Below are 16792 nucleotides of genomic sequence, written 5' to 3'. Positions count from 1 at the left end.
GTGAACGAGCTGCTCACCTGGATTCTGGACACCGTTCAATCAGTCGACCCGGTACTGCGCACCGTCCTCGCGGGCATCGGCATCATGCTCGAGACGTCCGTCCTCATCGGCCTCATCGTGCCGGGCGACACCGTCGTCATCGTCGCGAGCACCGCCGTCGACGGGCCCGTCGAGTACTTCGTCCTCGTCGTCACAGTCGTCGTCGGAGCGCTCCTCGGCGAATCGTTCGGCTTCGCTCTCGGCCGCTTCTTCGGCCCGCGCATCCTGCACTCGCGCCTCGGTCGACGCATCGGCGAGGAGAACTGGGCGAAGGCCCAGCGCTACCTCGACCGTCGTGGCGGCATCGCGGTCTTCATCTCACGATTCCTGCCCGTGCTGCACTCGCTCATCCCGCTGACCGTCGGCATGAGCACGATGCGTTACCGGCGCTTCATGGCGTGGACGGTGCCCGCGTGCATCATCTGGGCGTTCGCCTACGTGAGCGTGGGCGCTCTCGCCGCCGGCAGCTACCGCGACCTCGCCGACGACCTGCACTACGCCGGGTACATCTTCGTCGGCATCATCGTCGTCTTCCTCCTCGTCGTGTTCGGCGTGAAGAAGATCCTTCAGCGCGTCGAGGCGCGCCACATGACGGATGACGGCGAGGACGACTCGGCCTGACCGAGTGTCAGGCCGCCGACGCCCGGCTCTCGGCCGTCGCGAGGTGCTCGCCGAGGTAGCTGTGCAGGATGCGGCGGCACTCCGCGATGTAGCGCTCGTCGCCGGCGGGGTCCGTCGCGAACGCGCGCGCCACGAGGGCCTCGCCGATCTCGACGCAGATGTCGAGCGAGAAGCGCAGGTCGGCGTCGTTCTCGACGTCGAATCCCTCGGCGATCTCACGGGCGAGCCGCACGGCGAAGATGCTCGGGCGCGACTCGTCGCCATCGTCCTCGACCCGCTCGCGGTTGCCCGCGCCGATGACGCTGAAGCCGGGCTCCGAGCGGTACATCTCGACGTAGACGTCGACGACGGTGTCGAGGAGGCTCATCCAATCCTCGGGGTGCTCGATCGAGAGCTCCTCGGCGAGCTTCTGGCGGAAGCGGCGCGTCGCACGCTGACGGAGGGCGGCGAGGATCGCGAGGCGATCGGGGAAGTACCGGTACACCGTTCCGATCGACGCTCCGGCCCTCTCGGCGACCTCGGCCGTCGTCATCCGCTCGGCTTCGCCGTCGTCGACGATCGCCGCGGCGGCGTCGAGAAGATGGTCCAGTCGCTTCGAGCTGCGCGACTGCGTCGGTTCCGTTCGCACGTTGGCCAACGTGTCGTCGTCATCGGTGATGTGTTGGCCGAGCGCCACAGAACCTCCCAAGGTTTTTCGGCTCCCCACCCTACCGGCGGAACCTGGCGGCCGACGACGACCGTCGCACCGCGAGCGTGAGAGACTGGAGGAATGCCGGGAGATCTGCACGCACCTCACAGCGGCAGTCTCCCCTTTCGGAAGCCTCACCGGGCGGCCCGCTTCGAGGACATGGTCCACGCCTTCCGTGAGCGCTGGGTGCGACGCCGCGGACACGTGCCGACGGTCGTGCCGTACACCGGCTACGGCTCGTCCGAATGGGTGCGCATCTTCTGCCGGGTGCTGCTCAGCCGCCCGCCGGGAACCCTGAAGTCCGAGCGCCGGCGCCGTCGCCGCGAACAGGGCATCCGCGGATGGCGGAGCTTCACGAGCGTGCCCGTCGGCGACGTCTCGGTGACGATCGAGGTCGGCGGACAGCGCACGACCGTCGTCGCCGATCGCGGCGGAGTGGTCGACACTCGTATCCCCGCGCAACTCGAGCCCGGCTGGCACACGGCGACCCTCTCGGTCGCCGGCTCGAAGCCCGTCGAGGCCCCGATCCGCATCGTGCCGCCCGAGACGCGCTTCGGCATCATCTCCGACATCGACGACACCGTCATGGTCACGGCCCTGCCGCGGCCCTTCGTCGCCGCCTGGAACACCTTCGTGCTCGACGAGCACGCGCGCACGCCGACGCCCGGCATGGCCGTGCTGCTCGAGCGACTGTCGGCGAAGTACGAGGGCGCCCTCGTCGTCTACCTCTCGACCGGCGCCTGGAACACCGCACCCACGCTCACGCGCTTCCTCTCGCGCAACCTCTACCCCGCCGGGCCGATGCTGCTCACCGACTGGGGCCCCACCCACGACCGGCTCTTCCGCAGCGGCAAGGAGCACAAGCAGAAGAACCTGCGCCGGCTCGCCGAAGAGTTCCCCGACATCCGCTGGCTCCTCATCGGCGACGACGGCCAGCACGATCCCGACCTGTACGCCGAGTTCGCGGCCGAGAACCCCGACAAGGTCTCCGCGATCGCGATCCGCGAGCTCTCCGCCGGTGAGGCCGTGCTCGCGGGTGGTCGCACGAAGCAGGAGTCGTCGGCCAACGCGGTTCCCGTCGTCTCCGGCGCCGACGGGTCGCAGATCGCCGACCGCCTCGGCGAGATCGGCCTGCTCTAGCTTCGAGCGCTCTGCCGTCGCGGCGGGGTGCTCGGCCGCTGCCGGGCGGCTGCCGTTCGAGCGGATGCCGCGGCGGCGCGCCGCGCTGCAGGCACGCGTGACCGGCGTGTCGCGCGGATGTCCGCCGCAACGGTCACGCGCGGCGGCGCGAGACCAGGCCGTCGGGCGGCGTTCAGCCGAGTCGGCGGGCGAGACCGCGATTGATCGAACGCGCCCAGAGCGGGCCGCGGTAGATGAAAGCCGAGTAACCCTGCACGAGGGTGGCCCCCGCGTCGAGTCGCTCCTGCACGTCGTCAGCGGTGTCGACTCCGCCGACCGAGATCACACACAGCTCGGCGGGCACGCTCGCGCGGATGAGCCGCAGGACCTCGAGCGAACGCTTCGCGAGCGGAGCACCCGAGAGTCCTCCGGCACCGGCGGCCTCGACGGCGGCGGCCGACGATCGCAGGCCCTCGCGCGAGATCGTCGTGTTGGTCGCGATGATGCCCGCGAGTCCGAGACGGACGGCCAGCTTCGCGATGCGCTCGACGGCGTCATCCGTCAGGTCGGGCGCGATCTTCACGAGGAGCGGAGTCTCACCGGCCTCGGCCTTGACCGCCTCGAGCAGCGGGGCGAGCTCATCGAGCTCCTGCAGGCCGCGGAGCCCGGGCGTGTTCGGCGAGCTGACGTTCACCACGAGGTAGTCGGCGTGCGGCGCGAGCACGCGAGCGCTCCGCACGTAGTCGGCTGTCGCATTCTCGACGGCCGTGACGCGGCTCTTGCCGATATTCACGCCGAGCACCGGGCGCCGCGAACGTCGGGCGAGTTTCGCGAGACGCAGGGCGGCCGAGTCTGCACCATCGTTGTTGAAGCCCATGCGGTTGATGAGCGCACGATCGGGCACGAGCCGGAAGAGTCGCGGCCGCTCGTTTCCCGGCTGCGCGAGCGCCGTGATGGTGCCGACCTCGACGTGACCGAATCCGAGTTCTCCGAGCCCGAACACGGCGAGTCCGTCCTTGTCGAAGCCCGCGGCGACGCCGAACGGCGAAGGGAAGCGGAGGCCCAGCGCGTCGACCGCAAGGCGCGGATCGGGCCGCGTGACGAGGTTCACGAGGCGGCCGATGCCGAGCCAGGGCAGGCGACGGATGACAGCGAAAGCGAGGTGGTGCGCGTCTTCGGGGTCGAGGCGCGAGAGGAACGTCGAGAAGAGCAGACGGTACATGGCGCTCACTCCGCCGGCCGTGCGGGAAGACGGCCGTGCTCGGCGCGCAGCTGACCGATGGCGTCCTCGAAGTCGTCGAGCGATTCGAAGGCCTGGTAGACGCTCGCGAACCGGAGGTAGGCGACCTCGTCGAGTTCACGGAGGGGCGGGAGCACGGCGAGTCCGATGTCGTTCGCCTCGATCTGCGATGCACCCGTCTGACGGATCGTCTCTTCGACCTTCTGCGCGAGCACCGCGAGGTCGGAATCCGTCACGGGCCGGCCCTGGCAGGCCTTGCGCACACCCGACACGACCTTCTCGCGGCTGAAGGGCTCGACGACGCCCGAGCGCTTGATGACGCTGAGGCTCGCGGTCTCTGTCGTCGAGAAACGACGTGTGCACGACGGGCACTGGCGCCGACGACGGATCGACAGACCGTCGTCACTCGTGCGCGAGTCGATGACGCGCGAATCAGGGTTGCGGCAGAACGGACAGTACATGGTCTCCTCAGGCTTCGGTGCGCGCGCGGTCGAAGCGAGCGGTGACGGCCTCGCCGTGAGCGGGGAGGTCTTCGGCGGCCGAGAGAGCGGCGATGTTCTCGGCGACCTCCCGCAGTGCGGCCTCGGAGTAGCGTACGACCTGCTGCGGCCGGAGGAAGGTCGCGGCCGAGAGCCCGGAGGAGAATCGCGCGTGGCCTCCGGTGGGGAGGACGTGATTCGATCCCGCCGAGTAGTCGCCGAGGCTTACAGGTGAATACGACCCGAGGAAGATCGCGCCGGCATTGACGATCGACGCGAGCACGGCGTCAGGATCGGTCGTCTGGATCTCGAGGTGCTCAGGCGCGAAGGCGTTGCTGAACGCGGTGGCCCCGGCGAGGTCATCGACGAGGACGACGGCAGACTGGCGGCCGCCGAGGGCCGTCTGCACGCGTGCCGAGTGCTTAGTCGCCGCCGCGCGCACGGCGAGCCGCTCGACGACCGCGTCGGCGAGGGCCTCCGACGTCGTGACGAGGACGGCGGCGGCCACCTCGTCGTGCTCGGCCTGGCTCACGAGGTCGGCCGCGACGAGGTCGGCATCGGCCGAGTCGTCGGCGATCACGAGGATGTCGGTCGGACCGGCCTCCGCGTCGATTCCGATGACACCGTGCACGACGCGCTTCGCGGCGGCGACGAACCGGTTACCCGGGCCCGTGACGAGGTCGACGCGCTCGACGAGACCGGGAACGCCGTAGGCGAAGGCGCCGACCGCGCCCGCGCCGCCCATCGCGTAGATCTCGTCGACGCCGAGGAGTTCCGCGACCGCGAGGATCGTGGGGTGGACGCGTCCGCCCTGATCGGCCTGCGCCGGTGAGGCGAGCGCGATCGAGGCCACGCCCGCGGTCTGCGCGGGCACGACGTTCATGACGACGCTCGAGGGGTAGACGGCCTTGCCGCCGGGCACGTAGAGGCCGACGCGCCCGACGGGCGTCCAGCGCTGGACGACCTCGGCGCCGTCGCCGAGCTCCGTCGTCTGCGTGGGGGGCACCTGTGCGGCGCTCGATTCCCGCACCCGTCGGATCGTCTCCTCGATCGCCGCACGGACAGCGGGGTCGAGCCCGGCGAGTGCCTCCGCACGATGCGCGGCGGGAACGCGGAGTGCCTCGGGACGGACGCCGTCGAAGCGCTCGGCCTGCGCCACGAGGGCGGCTTCGCCGTCGCGACGCACGTCGTCGATGAGCGCTGCAGCGGCCGCCATGGCGTCCGAGACGTCGCTCGACGTGCGCGGCACGAGAGAGAGGAGTTCGGCGGGGGTGGGGGTCTGACCTCGAAGGTCGATGCGCTGGATCATCGGGACTAGTTTAGGCCGCACCCGTCACCCGGTTCAGCGCCCCGTCGGATGCCCACCCGCCCGCTCAGAGCAGACAGTTGGGCCCGAGCAGACTCTTCAGCTCCCCGTAGAGATCGGCGGTGAGCTTCACCGGGTATCGGTCGATCCCGAAGATGCGATCGCCTTCCCTGCCGGTCAGCGCGACCTTGACGTCGTTCTGCCCCGGGTGGCGGAGGAGGATGTCTCGCAGGTTCTCCATGCGCTCCGTCGTCGCCGTCCGCTCCGAGAAGCGCAGGCGCAGAGTGCCCTCTTCACCGACAGCTCCGAGCTCGGGCGAGAAGATGCTGAACGCGTGCAGGTTCATGCCGTCATCCCGCATGCTCACCCGCCCCCGCACGACGACGATGGTGTCGGCGACGAGCGCGGACGAGAACTCCTGGTACGCCTTGCCCATGAACATCGCCGTGATCTCACCCGCGAAGTCTTCGACCTGGATCATGCCGTACTGGTTGCCGGACGCCTTCGCGATGCGGTGCTGCACGCTCGTCACGAGTCCGGCGACGGTGACGGTGTCGCCGTCCTGCGTCGACTCCGAGGCCATGAGGTCGGTGATCGTCGTCGAGGCGTGCTTCGCGAGCGGCACCTCGAGCCCCGCGAGCGGGTGGTCGGAGACGTAGAGGCCCAGCATGTCGCGCTCGAACGCGAGCTTGTCGCGCTTCGCCCACTCGGGGCGGTCGGGCACGAGCGAGACGGGCTCGCTCGCCACATCGGCGAGCAGGGAGTCGAAGTCGAACCCGGCCTGACCGGTCGCCTCGACGCGCTTCTCGCTGACGGCGGACTCGACCGCCGACTCGTGGATCTCGACGAGGGCACGACGCGTCGACCCGAGCGAGTCGAACGCGCCGGCCTTGATGAGCGACTCGACGGTGCGCTTGTTGGCGACGGGGAGCGGCGACTTCTTGAGGAAGTCGTGGAACGACTCGAAGCGGCCCTTCTCGTCGCGCGCGGCGCGGATCGCCTCGACGACGTTGAAGCCGACGTTGCGGATCGCCCCGAGCCCGAAGCGGATGTCGTCGCCGACGGCGGCGAAGAAGCCGATCGATTCGTTGACGTCGGGGGCCAGCACCTTGATGCCCATGCGACGGCACTCGTTGAGGTAGAGCGCGAGCTTGTCGCGTGCGTCGCCCACCGAGGTGAGGAGGGCCGCCATGTACTCGGCCGGGAAGTGCTCCTTCAGATAGGCGGTCCAGTACGACAGCACGCCGTAGGCCGCGGAGTGCGCCTTGTTGAAGGCGTAGTCGGAGAACGGCAGAAGGATGTCCCACAGGGTCTTGACCGCGGCGTCCGAGTAGCCGTTGGCGTTCATGCCGCCCTTGAAGCCCTCGAACTGCTTGTCGAGCTCGGACTTCTTCTTCTTACCCATCGCGCGACGCAGGATGTCGGCCTGACCGAGCGAGAACCCGGCGACCTTCTGCGCGATCGACATCACCTGCTCCTGGTAGATGATGAGGCCGTAGGTCGTGCCGAGGATCTCTTCGAGCGGTTCGGCGAGCTCGGGGTGGATCGGGGTGATCTCCTGCAGCCCGTTCTTGCGGAGCGCATAGTTCGTGTGCGAGTTCGCACCCATCGGGCCCGGCCGGTAGAGCGCCAGGATGGCCGAGATGTCCTCGAAGTTGTCGGGCTTCATGAGGCGCAGGAGCGAGCGGATCGGGGGCGAGTCGAGCTGGAAGACGCCGAGGGTGTCGCCGCGCGTCAGCAGTTCGTACGCCGGGGCGTCGTCGAGATCGAGGTCTTCGAGCACGGGACGGAACCCGCGGTTCGACTCGATGTTGTCGAGCGCGTCGTCGATGATCGTCAGGTTGCGGAGCCCGAGGAAGTCCATCTTGATCAGACCGAGCGACTCGCACGCCGGGTAGTCGAACTGCGTGACGATCTGGCCGTCTTGTTCGCGCTTCATGATCGGGATGATGTCGATGAGCGGGTCGCTCGACATGATGACGCCGGCTGCGTGCACGCCCCACTGACGCTTCAGGTTCTCGAGCCCCTGAGCGGTCTCGAAGACCGTGCGCGCCTCGGGATCGCTCTCGATGACGTTGCGGACGTCGGCGGCCTCTTTGTAGCGCGGGTGCTTCGAGTCGAAGATGCCCGAGAGCGGGATGTCCTTGCCCATGATGGGCGGCGGCATGGCCTTCGTGAGCTTCTCGCCCATGCCGAAGGGGAAACCGAGCACGCGCGAGGAGTCCTTGAGCGCCTGCTTCGCCTTGATCGTTCCGTATGTGACGATCTGCGCGACGCGCTCGTCGCCGTACTTCTCGGTCACGTACTTGATGACCTCGCCGCGACGACGCTCGTCGAAGTCGACGTCGAAGTCGGGCATGGAGACGCGGTCGGGGTTGAGGAACCGCTCGAAGATGAGGCCGTGACGAAGCGGATCGAGGTCGGTGATCTTCATCGCGTAGGCCGCCATCGAACCGGCACCCGATCCGCGGCCAGGGCCGACGCGGATGCCGTTCTCCTTCGACCAGTTGATGAAGTCGGCTACGACGAGGAAGTAGCCCGGGAAGCCCATCTGCACGATGACGGAGGTCTCGTAGTCGGCCTGCTTGCGCACGTCGTCGGGGATGCCCGAGGGGTAGCGCTCGTGGAGGCCGCGTTCGACCTCCTTGACGAACCAGCTCTCCTCGCTCTCGCCGTCGGGAACCGGAAAGTTCGGCATGTAGTTCGCGTTGGTGTTGAACTTCACGTCGCAACGCTCGGCGATGAGGAGCGTGTTGTCGCACGCCTCGGGGTAGTCGCGGAAGAGCTCGCGCATCTGCTGCGGCGTCTTCAGGTAGAACTCGTCGGCGTCGAACTTGAACCGGTTCGGGTCGTCGAGCGTCGAGCCCGACTGCACGCACAATAGAGCCGCGTGACTCTTCGAATCGTGCGCGTGGGTGTAGTGCAGATCGTTCGTCGCGACGAGCGGCAGATCGAGCTCTTTCGAGAGCCGGATGAGGTCGCCCATGATGCGCTTCTCGATGCTGAGACCGTGGTCCATGATCTCGGCGAAGTAGTTCTCCTTGCCGAAGATGTCGCGGAAGTCGGCCGCGGCCTTGACGGCCTCGTCGTACTGCCCGAGGCGGAGTCGCGTCTGCACCTCGCCGGAGGGGCAGCCCGTCGTCGCGATGAGCCCGTCGGAGTACTGCGACAGGATCTCGCGATCCATACGGGGCTTGAAGTAGTAGCCCTCGATCGACGCCCGAGACGACAGCCGGAAAAGGTTGTGCATGCCCGCGGTCGTGGCCGAGAGCAGGGTCATGTGCGTGTAGGCGCCAGCACCCGAGACGTCGTCGCCGCCGCCGTTGCCCCACCGGATACGCGTCTTGTCACTGCGGTGGGTACCCGGCGTGACGTATGCCTCGGTACCGATGATGGGCTTGATGCCGGCCTCGGTCGCCGTGCGCCAGAAGTCGAAGGCGCCGAACACGTTGCCGTGGTCGGTGACCGCGACGGCAGGCATGCCCTGCTCCTTCGCGGCGGTGATGAGCTCGCCGACCCGTGCGGCACCGTCGAGCATCGAGTACTCGCTGTGCACGTGCAGATGGACGAAAGAGTCGCCGGACACGGTCCTCCAGAAGGTGGTGCGGGTGGGGATTACAGCCTACGTCGATGCACCGACGCTCAGTCCGCTCCGAGCACCTCGAGCGCGTGAGCGAGGTCGGGAGCGTAGGGCGCCTCGAACTCGACGTACTCGCCGTTCGCGGGGTGCGCGAAGCCGAGACGCACGGCGTGCAGCCACTGGCGCTCGAGCCCGAGCCGCGCCGACAGGGTGGGGTCGGCCCCGTACATCGAGTCGCCGGCGCACGGATGACGCTGTGCAGCCATGTGAACGCGGATCTGGTGCGTGCGCCCGGTCTCGAGCTTGATCTCGAGGAGCGAGGCGTACGGGAAGGCCTCGAGCGTGTCGTAGTGGGTTACGGCGTGCTTGCCGTCACCCGTGACCGCGAACTTCCACTCGGAGCGCGGGTGCCGGCCGATCGGAGCATCGATCGTGCCGGAGAACGGATCGGGGTGCCCCTGAACGACGGCGTGGTAGTACTTCTCGACCTGGCGATCGTGGAACAGGCGCTTCAGGTAGGTGTAGGCGTACTCCGACTTCGCGACGACCATAAGGCCGCTCGTGCCGGCGTCGAGGCGGTGCACGACGCCCTGCCGCTCGGACGCGCCGGAGGTCGAGATGCGGAACCCCGCCGCGGCGAGGGCGCCCACAACCGTCGGACCGTTCCAGCCGACCGACGGATGTGCCGCGACGCCCGCCGGCTTGTTGACGACGACGAGATCGTCGTCGTCGTGGACGATGCCGAGGTCGGGCACGGGGATCGCCTCGAGGACGGCTTCCCGTCGCTCCTCGACCCACTCGACCTCGAGCCAGGCTCCGCCGCGCAGCCGATCGGACTTGCCGACGACACGGCCGTCGAGGGACACTCCCCCGGCTTCGGCCGCCTCGGCGGAGATCGTGCGCGAGAGCCCCAGCATCTTGGCGAGGCCCGCGTCGACGCGCGAGCCCTCGAGGCCGTCCGGAACGGGCAGTGATCGGGACGGCATCAGTTCTCAGTCGCGGGGCGGGGCGAGGACGTCTCGGCAGCCGCCTCGGTCTCGACCGGCTCCGCCGTCTTCTTCGTCTCACGCACGCCGTCGAGGCCGACGCCGCGCAGGGTCAGGATGAGGAAGAGACCCATGCTCGACACGATGGCGATGTCGGCGACGTTGTAGATCGCCGGCAGCATCCACGGGGTGTAGATGAAGTCGATGACGTGGCCCTGACCGAAGCTCGGCTCGCGCACGAGCCGGTCGGTCAGGTTGCCGAGCACTCCACCGAGGAGGAGGCCGAAGACGACCGCCCAGCCGATCGAGCGGATGCGACGGGCGAAAACGATGATGAAGCCGATGACGCCGACGGCGAGGATCGTGAAGATCCACGTCATGCCGCTCGCGATGGAGAACGCGGCTCCGGGGTTACGAACGAATTGCCATTGCAGAACAGAGCCGAAGACCTCGACGACCGCCCCCTCGGTGAGGTTCGTGACGACGAGGTACTTCGACAGCTGGTCGAGACCGTAGAGTGCGGCCGCGACCAGAGTCAGAACGACGAGCGCTCTGGCACTGATCGACGGACGCTTAGGCTCCAAAGCCCTGGAAGCTCGACGCGGGCTTCGCGTCGTCGGCGGCTGCACCGAACGACGTCGGAGCGTTGGGGTTCACGGGAGCCGAGGTGTCGAGATCGCGCAGCTGGCCCTCGATGTAGCTCTTGAGCTTCTGGCGGTACTCGCGCTCGAAGACGCGGAGCTCGTCGACGCGCTTCTCGACCGACTGACGCTCCTGCTCGAGGATGCCGATCTGGGCGCGCTGCTTGGCCTCGGCCTCGGCGACGATACGAGCCGCGGTCGCGTGGCCCTCGGCGATGAGCGCATCGCGCTTCTCGACGCCCTCGCGGACGTGCTCTTCGTGCAGACGACGAGCGAGCTGGAGGAGGTTGGTCGTGCTGGCCTGCTCCTCTTCCTCCGTCATGGTGGCTGCGGGAGCGGCTGCCGGCACCGGAGCGGCCACGACGGCCGGCTGGGGCGCGGGAGTGGGCTCGGCGAATGCGGGAGCGGGCTCGACGACGGCCGCGACCGGCGCGGGGGTCTCGGAGGGAGCGGAGCCCTGACCCTCGCCGGCGAGGCGCTGGCGGAGCTCTTCGTTCTCCTGGTTCAGGCGGCGCAGTTCGACGACGACCTCGTCGAGGAAGTCATCGACCTCGTCCTGGTCGTAGCCCTCTCGGAACTTCGTCGCCTGGAACCGCTTGTTGACTACGTCTTCCGGAGTGAGCGCCATGGGCCTTCCACCTTTACTTCAGTCGTGCGCGCCGATCGGCGCTCGTATAACGCTAGCAAAGAGGCGAGCTCCCTGCAGCGTTCGGATGAGGTCGACGTCATGATCGTGACGGCGAACGGGGATGTCTTTCAGCGGGCGATCCACGACACGACGGACATCGCGATGATGACCGTGAGCATCGCGATGGACCACCCGAAATCGAGGGCGATGCCGCCGAGCCGCAACGGAGGAAGCAGCCGACGGAAGAACTTCACCGGAGGATCGGTGAGCGTGTAGACGAGCTCGACCGCCACCACCCAGCCGCCGCGCGGACGCCACGACCGGTTGAAGTTCTGGATCAGATCAAGGATGAACCGCGCCCACATCATGAAGAAGTAGATGAGCAGCACGTAGTACAGAATGCTCGCTACGAGCTGTATGACTCCCACAGGAAGAGTCTACGGGCGTGCGAAGAACGAGGCGTCGACGTCGCCCTCGGCCTCGCCGTTCTCACCGGAGACGAGCACGTGCTCGGGCGAGAGGAGGAAGACCTTTCCGGTCACTCGCTCGATCTTTCCGTGAAGTCCCTGAGAGAGTCCGCTCGCGAAGTCGATGAGGCGACGAGCATCGCCGTCGCTCATCTGCGAGAGGTTGATGATGACCGGCACGCCCTCGCGGAACGCCTCGGCGATGACCTGGGCGTCGCGGTACTGGCGGGGGTGGACGGTAAGGATCTCGTTCATGTCCGGCACCTGCGTGTTCTTCTGGACGGGGGTCGCCTTCCGCAGCGGTGTCACCGGTGCGGCTGCGCGGACGGGAGCCGCCTGCTGGGCGGCGGGAGCTTCGTGTCGCTCGGAGCGCTCGTGTCGCTCGGAGCGCTCCGAACGCTCAGGGCGCTCGTGAGTCTCCTGCTCGAGTTCCTCATCGGCGAGACCGAGATACACCATGGTCTTCTTGAGCGGGTTCGACATCACTACCTCCGTGTCAGGATCGTCAGTTCGAGGTTAAGCCGGGAGTCGGTCGATTCCCGGTAATGAGGGTGCCGATCCGAAGGTGTGTCGCACCCTCGAAGATCGCCTCCCTGAAGTCCTGCGACATCCCCATCGACAGGGCGGACGCCTCGGGGGCCGTGCGCCTCACCGACTCGGAGAGTTCACGCACACGTGCGAACGCGCGGCGCGGTTCGCCATCGAGGGGCGCGACCGCCATGAGTCCGCGGAGCCGGATGCCGGGCGTCTCGAGCACCTTCTCGACGAGTGCGTCGAGTTCGGCGGGCAGGACCCCGCCCCGGCCGGCGTCATCGGTGAGGTTCACCTGGACGAAGCCGTCGATCACGTCGTCGTCGGAGCGCAGCGCGTCGACGAGCGCGGGACGATCGATCGAGTGGATCGAACTCGCGTAGGCGCGGACCTGCCGCGCCTTCTTCGACTGCAGCTGGCCGATGAAGTGCCAGGAGAGCCCGAGGCCCGAGAGCTCGGCCGCCTTCGCCTGCGCCTCCTGATGACGGTTCTCCCCCACGTCTCGCACGCCCAGGTCGGCGAGCTCGGCGACGAGCGCCGCGGGGTGGAACTTGGTCACGACGATGGTCGTGATCTCGGAGGCGTCGCGATCGGCGTCGGCGGCCGCCGCAGCGACCGCCGATGATACGTCGCGGAGCCGGGAGGCGAGGTTCTCGCTCACTCCCGGCCCCGTCGATTGTGCACGCCCGACCTACTTGAGGAAGTCGGGGATGTCGATCTCGTCGTCGGCCTCGGCGAAGGCCGGGTCGGTGACGATCGCGTCGGCCGTCTGCGTCTCGTTCCAGGCAGCGGTGTCGACGAGCTCGTCGATGTTGAACTCCGAGACGCCGGACTCGCCGAGGACGGCGAGCGAGCTCGGGTCGGCGGCGGCGCCCGTGCCCGCGAAGTTCGCGCGCAGAGCGTCATCCTGTCGGGCCTGCGGCTCGCCGCCGTCGAAGCCGGCGGCGATGACGGTCACCCGCACCTCGTCGCCGAGCGTGTCGTCGATGACGGCACCGAAGATGATGTTCGCTTCGGGGTGCACGGCCTCCTGCACGAGGCGGGCCGCGTCGTTGATCTCGAAGATTCCGAGGTTCGAACCACCCTGGATCGACAGCAGGACTCCGTGAGCGCCGTCGATGGATGCCTCGAGGAGCGGCGACGCGACAGCGAGCTCGGCAGCCTTGATGGCACGATCGGCGCCGCGCGACGAACCGATTCCCATGAGCGCGGAACCCGCACCCTGCATGACCGACTTGACGTCGGCGAAGTCGAGGTTGATGAGGCCCGGCGTCGTGATGAGGTCGGTGATGCCCTGCACACCCGCGAGGAGCACCTGGTCGGCCGTCGCGAACGCCTCGAGCATCGAGATGCCGCGGTCGCTGATCTCGAGCAGGCGGTCGTTCGGCACGACGATGAGGGTGTCGACCTCGTTCTTGAGGGTCGAGACGCCGAGTTCGGCCTGCGTCTGGCGGCGCTTGCCCTCGAAGCCGAAGGGCTTCGTGACGACACCGATGGTGAGTGCGCCGATCGACTTCGCGATGCGTGCCACGACGGGAGCGCCACCGGTACCGGTGCCACCGCCTTCACCCGCGGTCACGAAGACCATGTCGGCCCCGGCGAGGGCCTCTTCGATCTCTTCCGCGTGGTCTTCGGCAGCGCGACGACCCACTTCGGGGTCGGCTCCGGCGCCGAGGCCGCGCGTGAGGTCACGACCGACGTCGAGCTTGACGTCGGCGTCGCTCAGCAGCAATGCCTGGGCATCGGTGTTGATGGCGATGAATTCGACTCCGCGAAGACCGAGTTCGATCATGCGGTTGACGGCGTTGACACCGCCGCCGCCGATTCCGACGACCTTGATGACGGCGAGGTAGTTCTGGTTTGATGACACGTCCGGCCTCCGTTGCGAACCCTAAACCTCAAGTGGAAGCTTAAAGTCTTGCTGAGTATGCAATTCCTGATTCGAAGTTAGAGGCGCGCCCGGTGAACGCCGGGAGGCGCGCCCGCGTGTCGCGACAGTCGGTCAGAACGTGACGGGACTGTTGGGCGACGACACGTCGTATCCGCCCACGGCGTCGGGCGGCGCGGAGACCATGAGTGTCGCCAGCACCGTCGCCTTGAAGCTCGAGTTCTCCGCACTTCCCCACACGACGTCGGTGTCGCCGACGAGCACGAGACGCACGTCGTCCTTCGTCGCGGCCGACGCCGAGACGGCCTGCGCGAGCACCTCGGGCGGCAGGGCCCGGAGGACGCTCGTGACCGCGTGGAAGCCGGCCGACGTCGTGCCACCCTCGACCTCGATGAGCGGGAAGCCCGCGGGCGGCTCGGCGGCCGACTGCATGACGACGCCCGCGGCATCCACGAGCTGGAAGGTGTCACCCTCGCGCACGATGCCGACGGGAACGCGCTCGACGACCCGCACGACGAGCGTGCCCGGCGGGCGCGACTCGGTCGAATAGCTCTGCAGGAGCGGGAACGACTTCATGGCCTCATCGACGCGGCCGCGATCGAGCAGGGGCAGCGGAGTACCGATCTGCGTCGACAGCGCCGCCTCGATGTCGGCGGCGGGAACACGCTCGGCACCGATGACCTCGACCGTCCGCAAGGCCATGAGCGGTGAATATGCGATGAGCACGACGGCCACGACGAGCGCGCCGACGGAGCCGAGGCCGATGACCCAGGCACGTCGACGCCGGCGACCGCGCACGGTGAACCGACGCACCTCGCTCTTCTCGAACCGGCGACGCGCACGCTGCGCACGTTTGATCGCCCGGGCCGATGCCCGGTCGGAGGCGTGCTCGTCGGGCGCCGTCGCCGTCGCCCCGGTCAGACCGGGATCGATGAGCGGGATGACCGGGGCCGTGGCCCTCTCGATCGGAACGTCGGGCGCGATGACGTCGATCGGTTCCGTCTCGTTCGACGGTCGAGACGTCGACGTCGCCCGCGGTTCCGACGGCGGGTTCGACGGCGTACTCGCCGGGGGGCGAGCCGGCTGCCGCCGCACCGGTTGATCGAAGCCCTGGGGCCGCTTCACTCGCGCGTCACTCCGCGCTCGACCTCGAGGGCACCGAGCAGCTGCGGCACGATGCGGTAGACGTCGCCGCAACCGAGGGTGATGACGTAGTCGCCCGGGCGCGCGATACGCGCCGTGTGGTCGGCGGCCTCCTGCCAGTCGGCGACGAAGGCGACCCGTGAGGGGTCGGTGAATCGCTCGGCGACGAGTGCGCCCGTGACGCCCGGCTCGGGGTCCTCCCGAGCACCGTAGACGTCGAGGACGACCGTCTCGTCGGCGAACTCCTCGAGCACATCGGCGAACTCCTGAGCGAAGAGGCGCGTGCGGCTGTACAGGTGCGGCTGGTGCACCGCGATGATGCGTCCCTCCCCGACGACCGTGCGCGCCGCAGACAGAGCGGCGGCGACCTCGGTCGGGTGGTGCGCGTAGTCGTCGAAGACGCTCACGCGGTCGACGACGCCGTGCAGCTCGAAGCGACGCTCGGTGCCGCCGAAGCCGCTGATCGCCTCGAGCGAGGGCGCGGCGTCGAAGCCGAGGCCGACGAGCACGGCGAACGCGCCCGCCGCGTTGATCGCGTTGTGACGCCCGGGCACGCGCAGTCGCGTGGAGTAGGTCTCGCCGTCGACGTCCACCGAGAGGGCGACGGGACCGTTCGTGTCGATGGAGTGCACGCGCACCGTGGCATCCTCGGCCTCACCGAAGGTGATCACGCGCTCGTGCGTGAGCCGCGCGGCGACCCGCGTCGCACCGACGTCGTCGCTCGAGATCACGACGAACTCGCTCGCGTTGTCGGCGAACGTGACGAAGGCGTCCTCGAAGGCCTCGAGCGACCCGTAGTGGTCGAGGTGGTCGGGGTCGACGTTCGTGATGAGCGCGACCGACGTGTCGTAGAGCAGGAACGAGCCGTCCGACTCGTCGGCCTCGACGACGAACAGTTCTCCTGAGCCGCGAGCGGCGCTCACGCCGAGCGACTCGATGACCCCGCCGTTCACGAAGCTCGGGTCGGCGTCGATGCCGAGGAGGCCGGTCACGATCATCCCGGTCGACGTCGTCTTGCCGTGCGCGCCCGCGACGGCGACGAGGCGCTGGCGTCGGATGAGCCACGCGAGCGCCTGCGAGCGGTGGAGGACGGGCAGACCGTTGTCGAGCGCGAGCCGGTATTCGGGGTTGTCCTGCCAGAGCGCCCCCGTGACGACGAGCGCCTCGGCGTCGCCGACGTTGTCGGCGTGGTGCCCGATGACGATGTCGGCACCGAGCTCTCGGAGCGCGTCGATGTTCGACGACTCCCGCACGTCGGAACCGGTCACGCGGTGGCCCGCCGAGAGGAAGAGGCGGGCGATACCGCTCATGCCGGAGCCGCCGATACCGACGAAGTGGACAGCGCCGAGCTCGTCGGGGATCTCGATGGTGGTGTCGGGCTTGATCGTCACGGTCGGTGCTGCTCTTCTCTCGATCGGGTGGGGTCGACGTCCACG

The 16792-nt window shown here is 68.4% G+C and carries 16 protein-coding genes; 2 read left to right on the top strand and 14 right to left on the bottom strand.

Annotation, left to right across the window (positions count from 1 at the left end):
- The gene (locus tag BJ972_RS02460) at positions 1-660 is read left to right on the top strand and encodes a DedA family protein (protein WP_129175094.1); all 660 of its coding nucleotides are present in this window, start codon (positions 1-3) and stop codon (positions 658-660) included.
- 7 nt (positions 661-667) lie between these two features.
- Here the strand turns inward: BJ972_RS02460 and BJ972_RS02455 are convergent, their stop codons facing one another.
- The gene (locus tag BJ972_RS02455) at positions 668-1336 is read right to left on the bottom strand and encodes a TetR/AcrR family transcriptional regulator (protein ID WP_164989934.1); all 669 of its coding nucleotides are present in this window, start codon (positions 1334-1336) and stop codon (positions 668-670) included.
- Positions 1337-1429: 93 nt separating this feature from the next.
- Here BJ972_RS02455 and BJ972_RS02450 point away from each other — a divergent pair, with 93 nt between their 5' ends.
- Positions 1430-2488: an App1 family protein phosphatidate phosphatase gene (locus BJ972_RS02450; RefSeq protein ID WP_129175090.1), complete on the top strand. Its 1059-nt coding sequence runs from the start codon at positions 1430-1432 to the stop codon at positions 2486-2488.
- 172 nt (positions 2489-2660) lie between these two features.
- Here BJ972_RS02450 and BJ972_RS02445 read toward each other — a convergent pair whose 3' ends face one another.
- The 13 genes from BJ972_RS02445 to murC all read right to left on the bottom strand — a co-directional run bounded on the left by BJ972_RS02445 (position 2661) and on the right by murC (position 16747).
- Positions 2661-3689 carry a quinone-dependent dihydroorotate dehydrogenase gene (locus BJ972_RS02445; RefSeq protein ID WP_129175357.1) on the bottom strand — a complete coding sequence of 343 codons (1029 nt, stop codon included), beginning with the start codon at positions 3687-3689 and terminating at the stop codon, positions 2661-2663.
- Positions 3690-3694: 5 nt separating this feature from the next.
- Entirely contained in the window at positions 3695-4168 is a 474-nt protein-coding gene (gene nrdR, locus BJ972_RS02440) for a transcriptional regulator NrdR (protein ID WP_129175088.1), read from the bottom strand.
- 7 nt (positions 4169-4175) lie between these two features.
- Positions 4176-5495, bottom strand: coding sequence for a histidinol dehydrogenase (gene hisD, locus BJ972_RS02435; RefSeq protein WP_129175086.1), 1320 nt, complete (start codon positions 5493-5495; stop codon positions 4176-4178).
- Between the two features lie 64 nt (positions 5496-5559).
- Positions 5560-9030: a DNA polymerase III subunit alpha gene (gene dnaE / locus BJ972_RS02430; protein WP_218851108.1), complete on the bottom strand. Its 3471-nt coding sequence runs from the start codon at positions 9028-9030 to the stop codon at positions 5560-5562.
- Positions 9031-9134: 104 nt separating this feature from the next.
- A complete protein-coding gene (locus BJ972_RS02425; RefSeq protein WP_129175082.1) occupies positions 9135-10058 on the bottom strand; it encodes an RluA family pseudouridine synthase in 924 nt (307 codons plus the stop codon).
- Positions 10058-10642 (bottom strand): signal peptidase II, encoded by a 585-nt coding sequence (gene lspA, locus BJ972_RS02420; RefSeq protein WP_218850982.1) that lies wholly within the window; start codon positions 10640-10642, stop codon positions 10058-10060. Before lspA ends, BJ972_RS02425 begins: the two co-directional genes overlap by 1 nt.
- Positions 10632-11327: a DivIVA domain-containing protein gene (locus BJ972_RS02415; protein ID WP_129175080.1), complete on the bottom strand. Its 696-nt coding sequence runs from the start codon at positions 11325-11327 to the stop codon at positions 10632-10634. The genes lspA and BJ972_RS02415 overlap by 11 nt, the downstream gene beginning before the upstream one ends.
- Positions 11328-11455: 128 nt before the next feature.
- A complete protein-coding gene (locus BJ972_RS02410) occupies positions 11456-11755 on the bottom strand; it encodes a YggT family protein (protein WP_129175078.1) in 300 nt (99 codons plus the stop codon).
- A gap of 9 nt (positions 11756-11764) precedes the next feature.
- Positions 11765-12277: a cell division protein SepF gene (locus BJ972_RS02405; protein ID WP_129175076.1), complete on the bottom strand. Its 513-nt coding sequence runs from the start codon at positions 12275-12277 to the stop codon at positions 11765-11767.
- Between the two features lie 22 nt (positions 12278-12299).
- Positions 12300-12986 carry a YggS family pyridoxal phosphate-dependent enzyme gene (locus BJ972_RS02400; protein ID WP_129175074.1) on the bottom strand — a complete coding sequence of 229 codons (687 nt, stop codon included), beginning with the start codon at positions 12984-12986 and terminating at the stop codon, positions 12300-12302.
- 30 nt (positions 12987-13016) lie between these two features.
- Positions 13017-14195 carry a cell division protein FtsZ gene (ftsZ, locus tag BJ972_RS02395; protein WP_129175072.1) on the bottom strand — a complete coding sequence of 393 codons (1179 nt, stop codon included), beginning with the start codon at positions 14193-14195 and terminating at the stop codon, positions 13017-13019.
- Positions 14196-14327: 132 nt separating this feature from the next.
- Positions 14328-15338, bottom strand: coding sequence for a cell division protein FtsQ/DivIB (locus tag BJ972_RS17625; RefSeq protein WP_129175070.1), 1011 nt, complete (start codon positions 15336-15338; stop codon positions 14328-14330).
- Positions 15335-16747, bottom strand: coding sequence for a UDP-N-acetylmuramate--L-alanine ligase (gene murC / locus BJ972_RS02385; RefSeq protein ID WP_129175068.1), 1413 nt, complete (start codon positions 16745-16747; stop codon positions 15335-15337). Before murC ends, BJ972_RS17625 begins: the two co-directional genes overlap by 4 nt.
- Positions 16748-16792: the final 45 nt, after the last annotated feature.

The organism is Agromyces atrinae, from assembly GCF_013407835.1.
GTDB lineage: Bacteria > Actinomycetota > Actinomycetes > Actinomycetales > Microbacteriaceae > Agromyces > Agromyces atrinae.
Note: the sequence above shows the minus strand (reverse complement) of the source record. Positions and strands in the feature narration are given on the sequence as shown.

Coding starts and splice junctions, on each gene's coding strand:
- BJ972_RS02450 (WP_129175090.1), top strand. CDS start 1,430: ATGCCGGGAGATCTGCACGCACCTCACAGCGGCAGTCTCCCCTTTCGG.
- BJ972_RS02445 (WP_129175357.1), bottom strand. CDS start 3,689: ATGTACCGTCTGCTCTTCTCGACGTTCCTCTCGCGCCTCGACCCCGAA.
- nrdR (WP_129175088.1), bottom strand. CDS start 4,168: ATGTACTGTCCGTTCTGCCGCAACCCTGATTCGCGCGTCATCGACTCG.
- hisD (WP_129175086.1), bottom strand. CDS start 5,495: ATGATCCAGCGCATCGACCTTCGAGGTCAGACCCCCACCCCCGCCGAA.
- dnaE (WP_218851108.1), bottom strand. CDS start 9,030: ATGCTCGACGGTGCCGCACGGGTCGGCGAGCTCATCACCGCCGCGAAG.
- BJ972_RS02425 (WP_129175082.1), bottom strand. CDS start 10,058: ATGCCGTCCCGATCACTGCCCGTTCCGGACGGCCTCGAGGGCTCGCGC.
- BJ972_RS02415 (WP_129175080.1), bottom strand. CDS start 11,327: ATGGCGCTCACTCCGGAAGACGTAGTCAACAAGCGGTTCCAGGCGACG.
- BJ972_RS02405 (WP_129175076.1), bottom strand. CDS start 12,277: ATGTCGAACCCGCTCAAGAAGACCATGGTGTATCTCGGTCTCGCCGAT.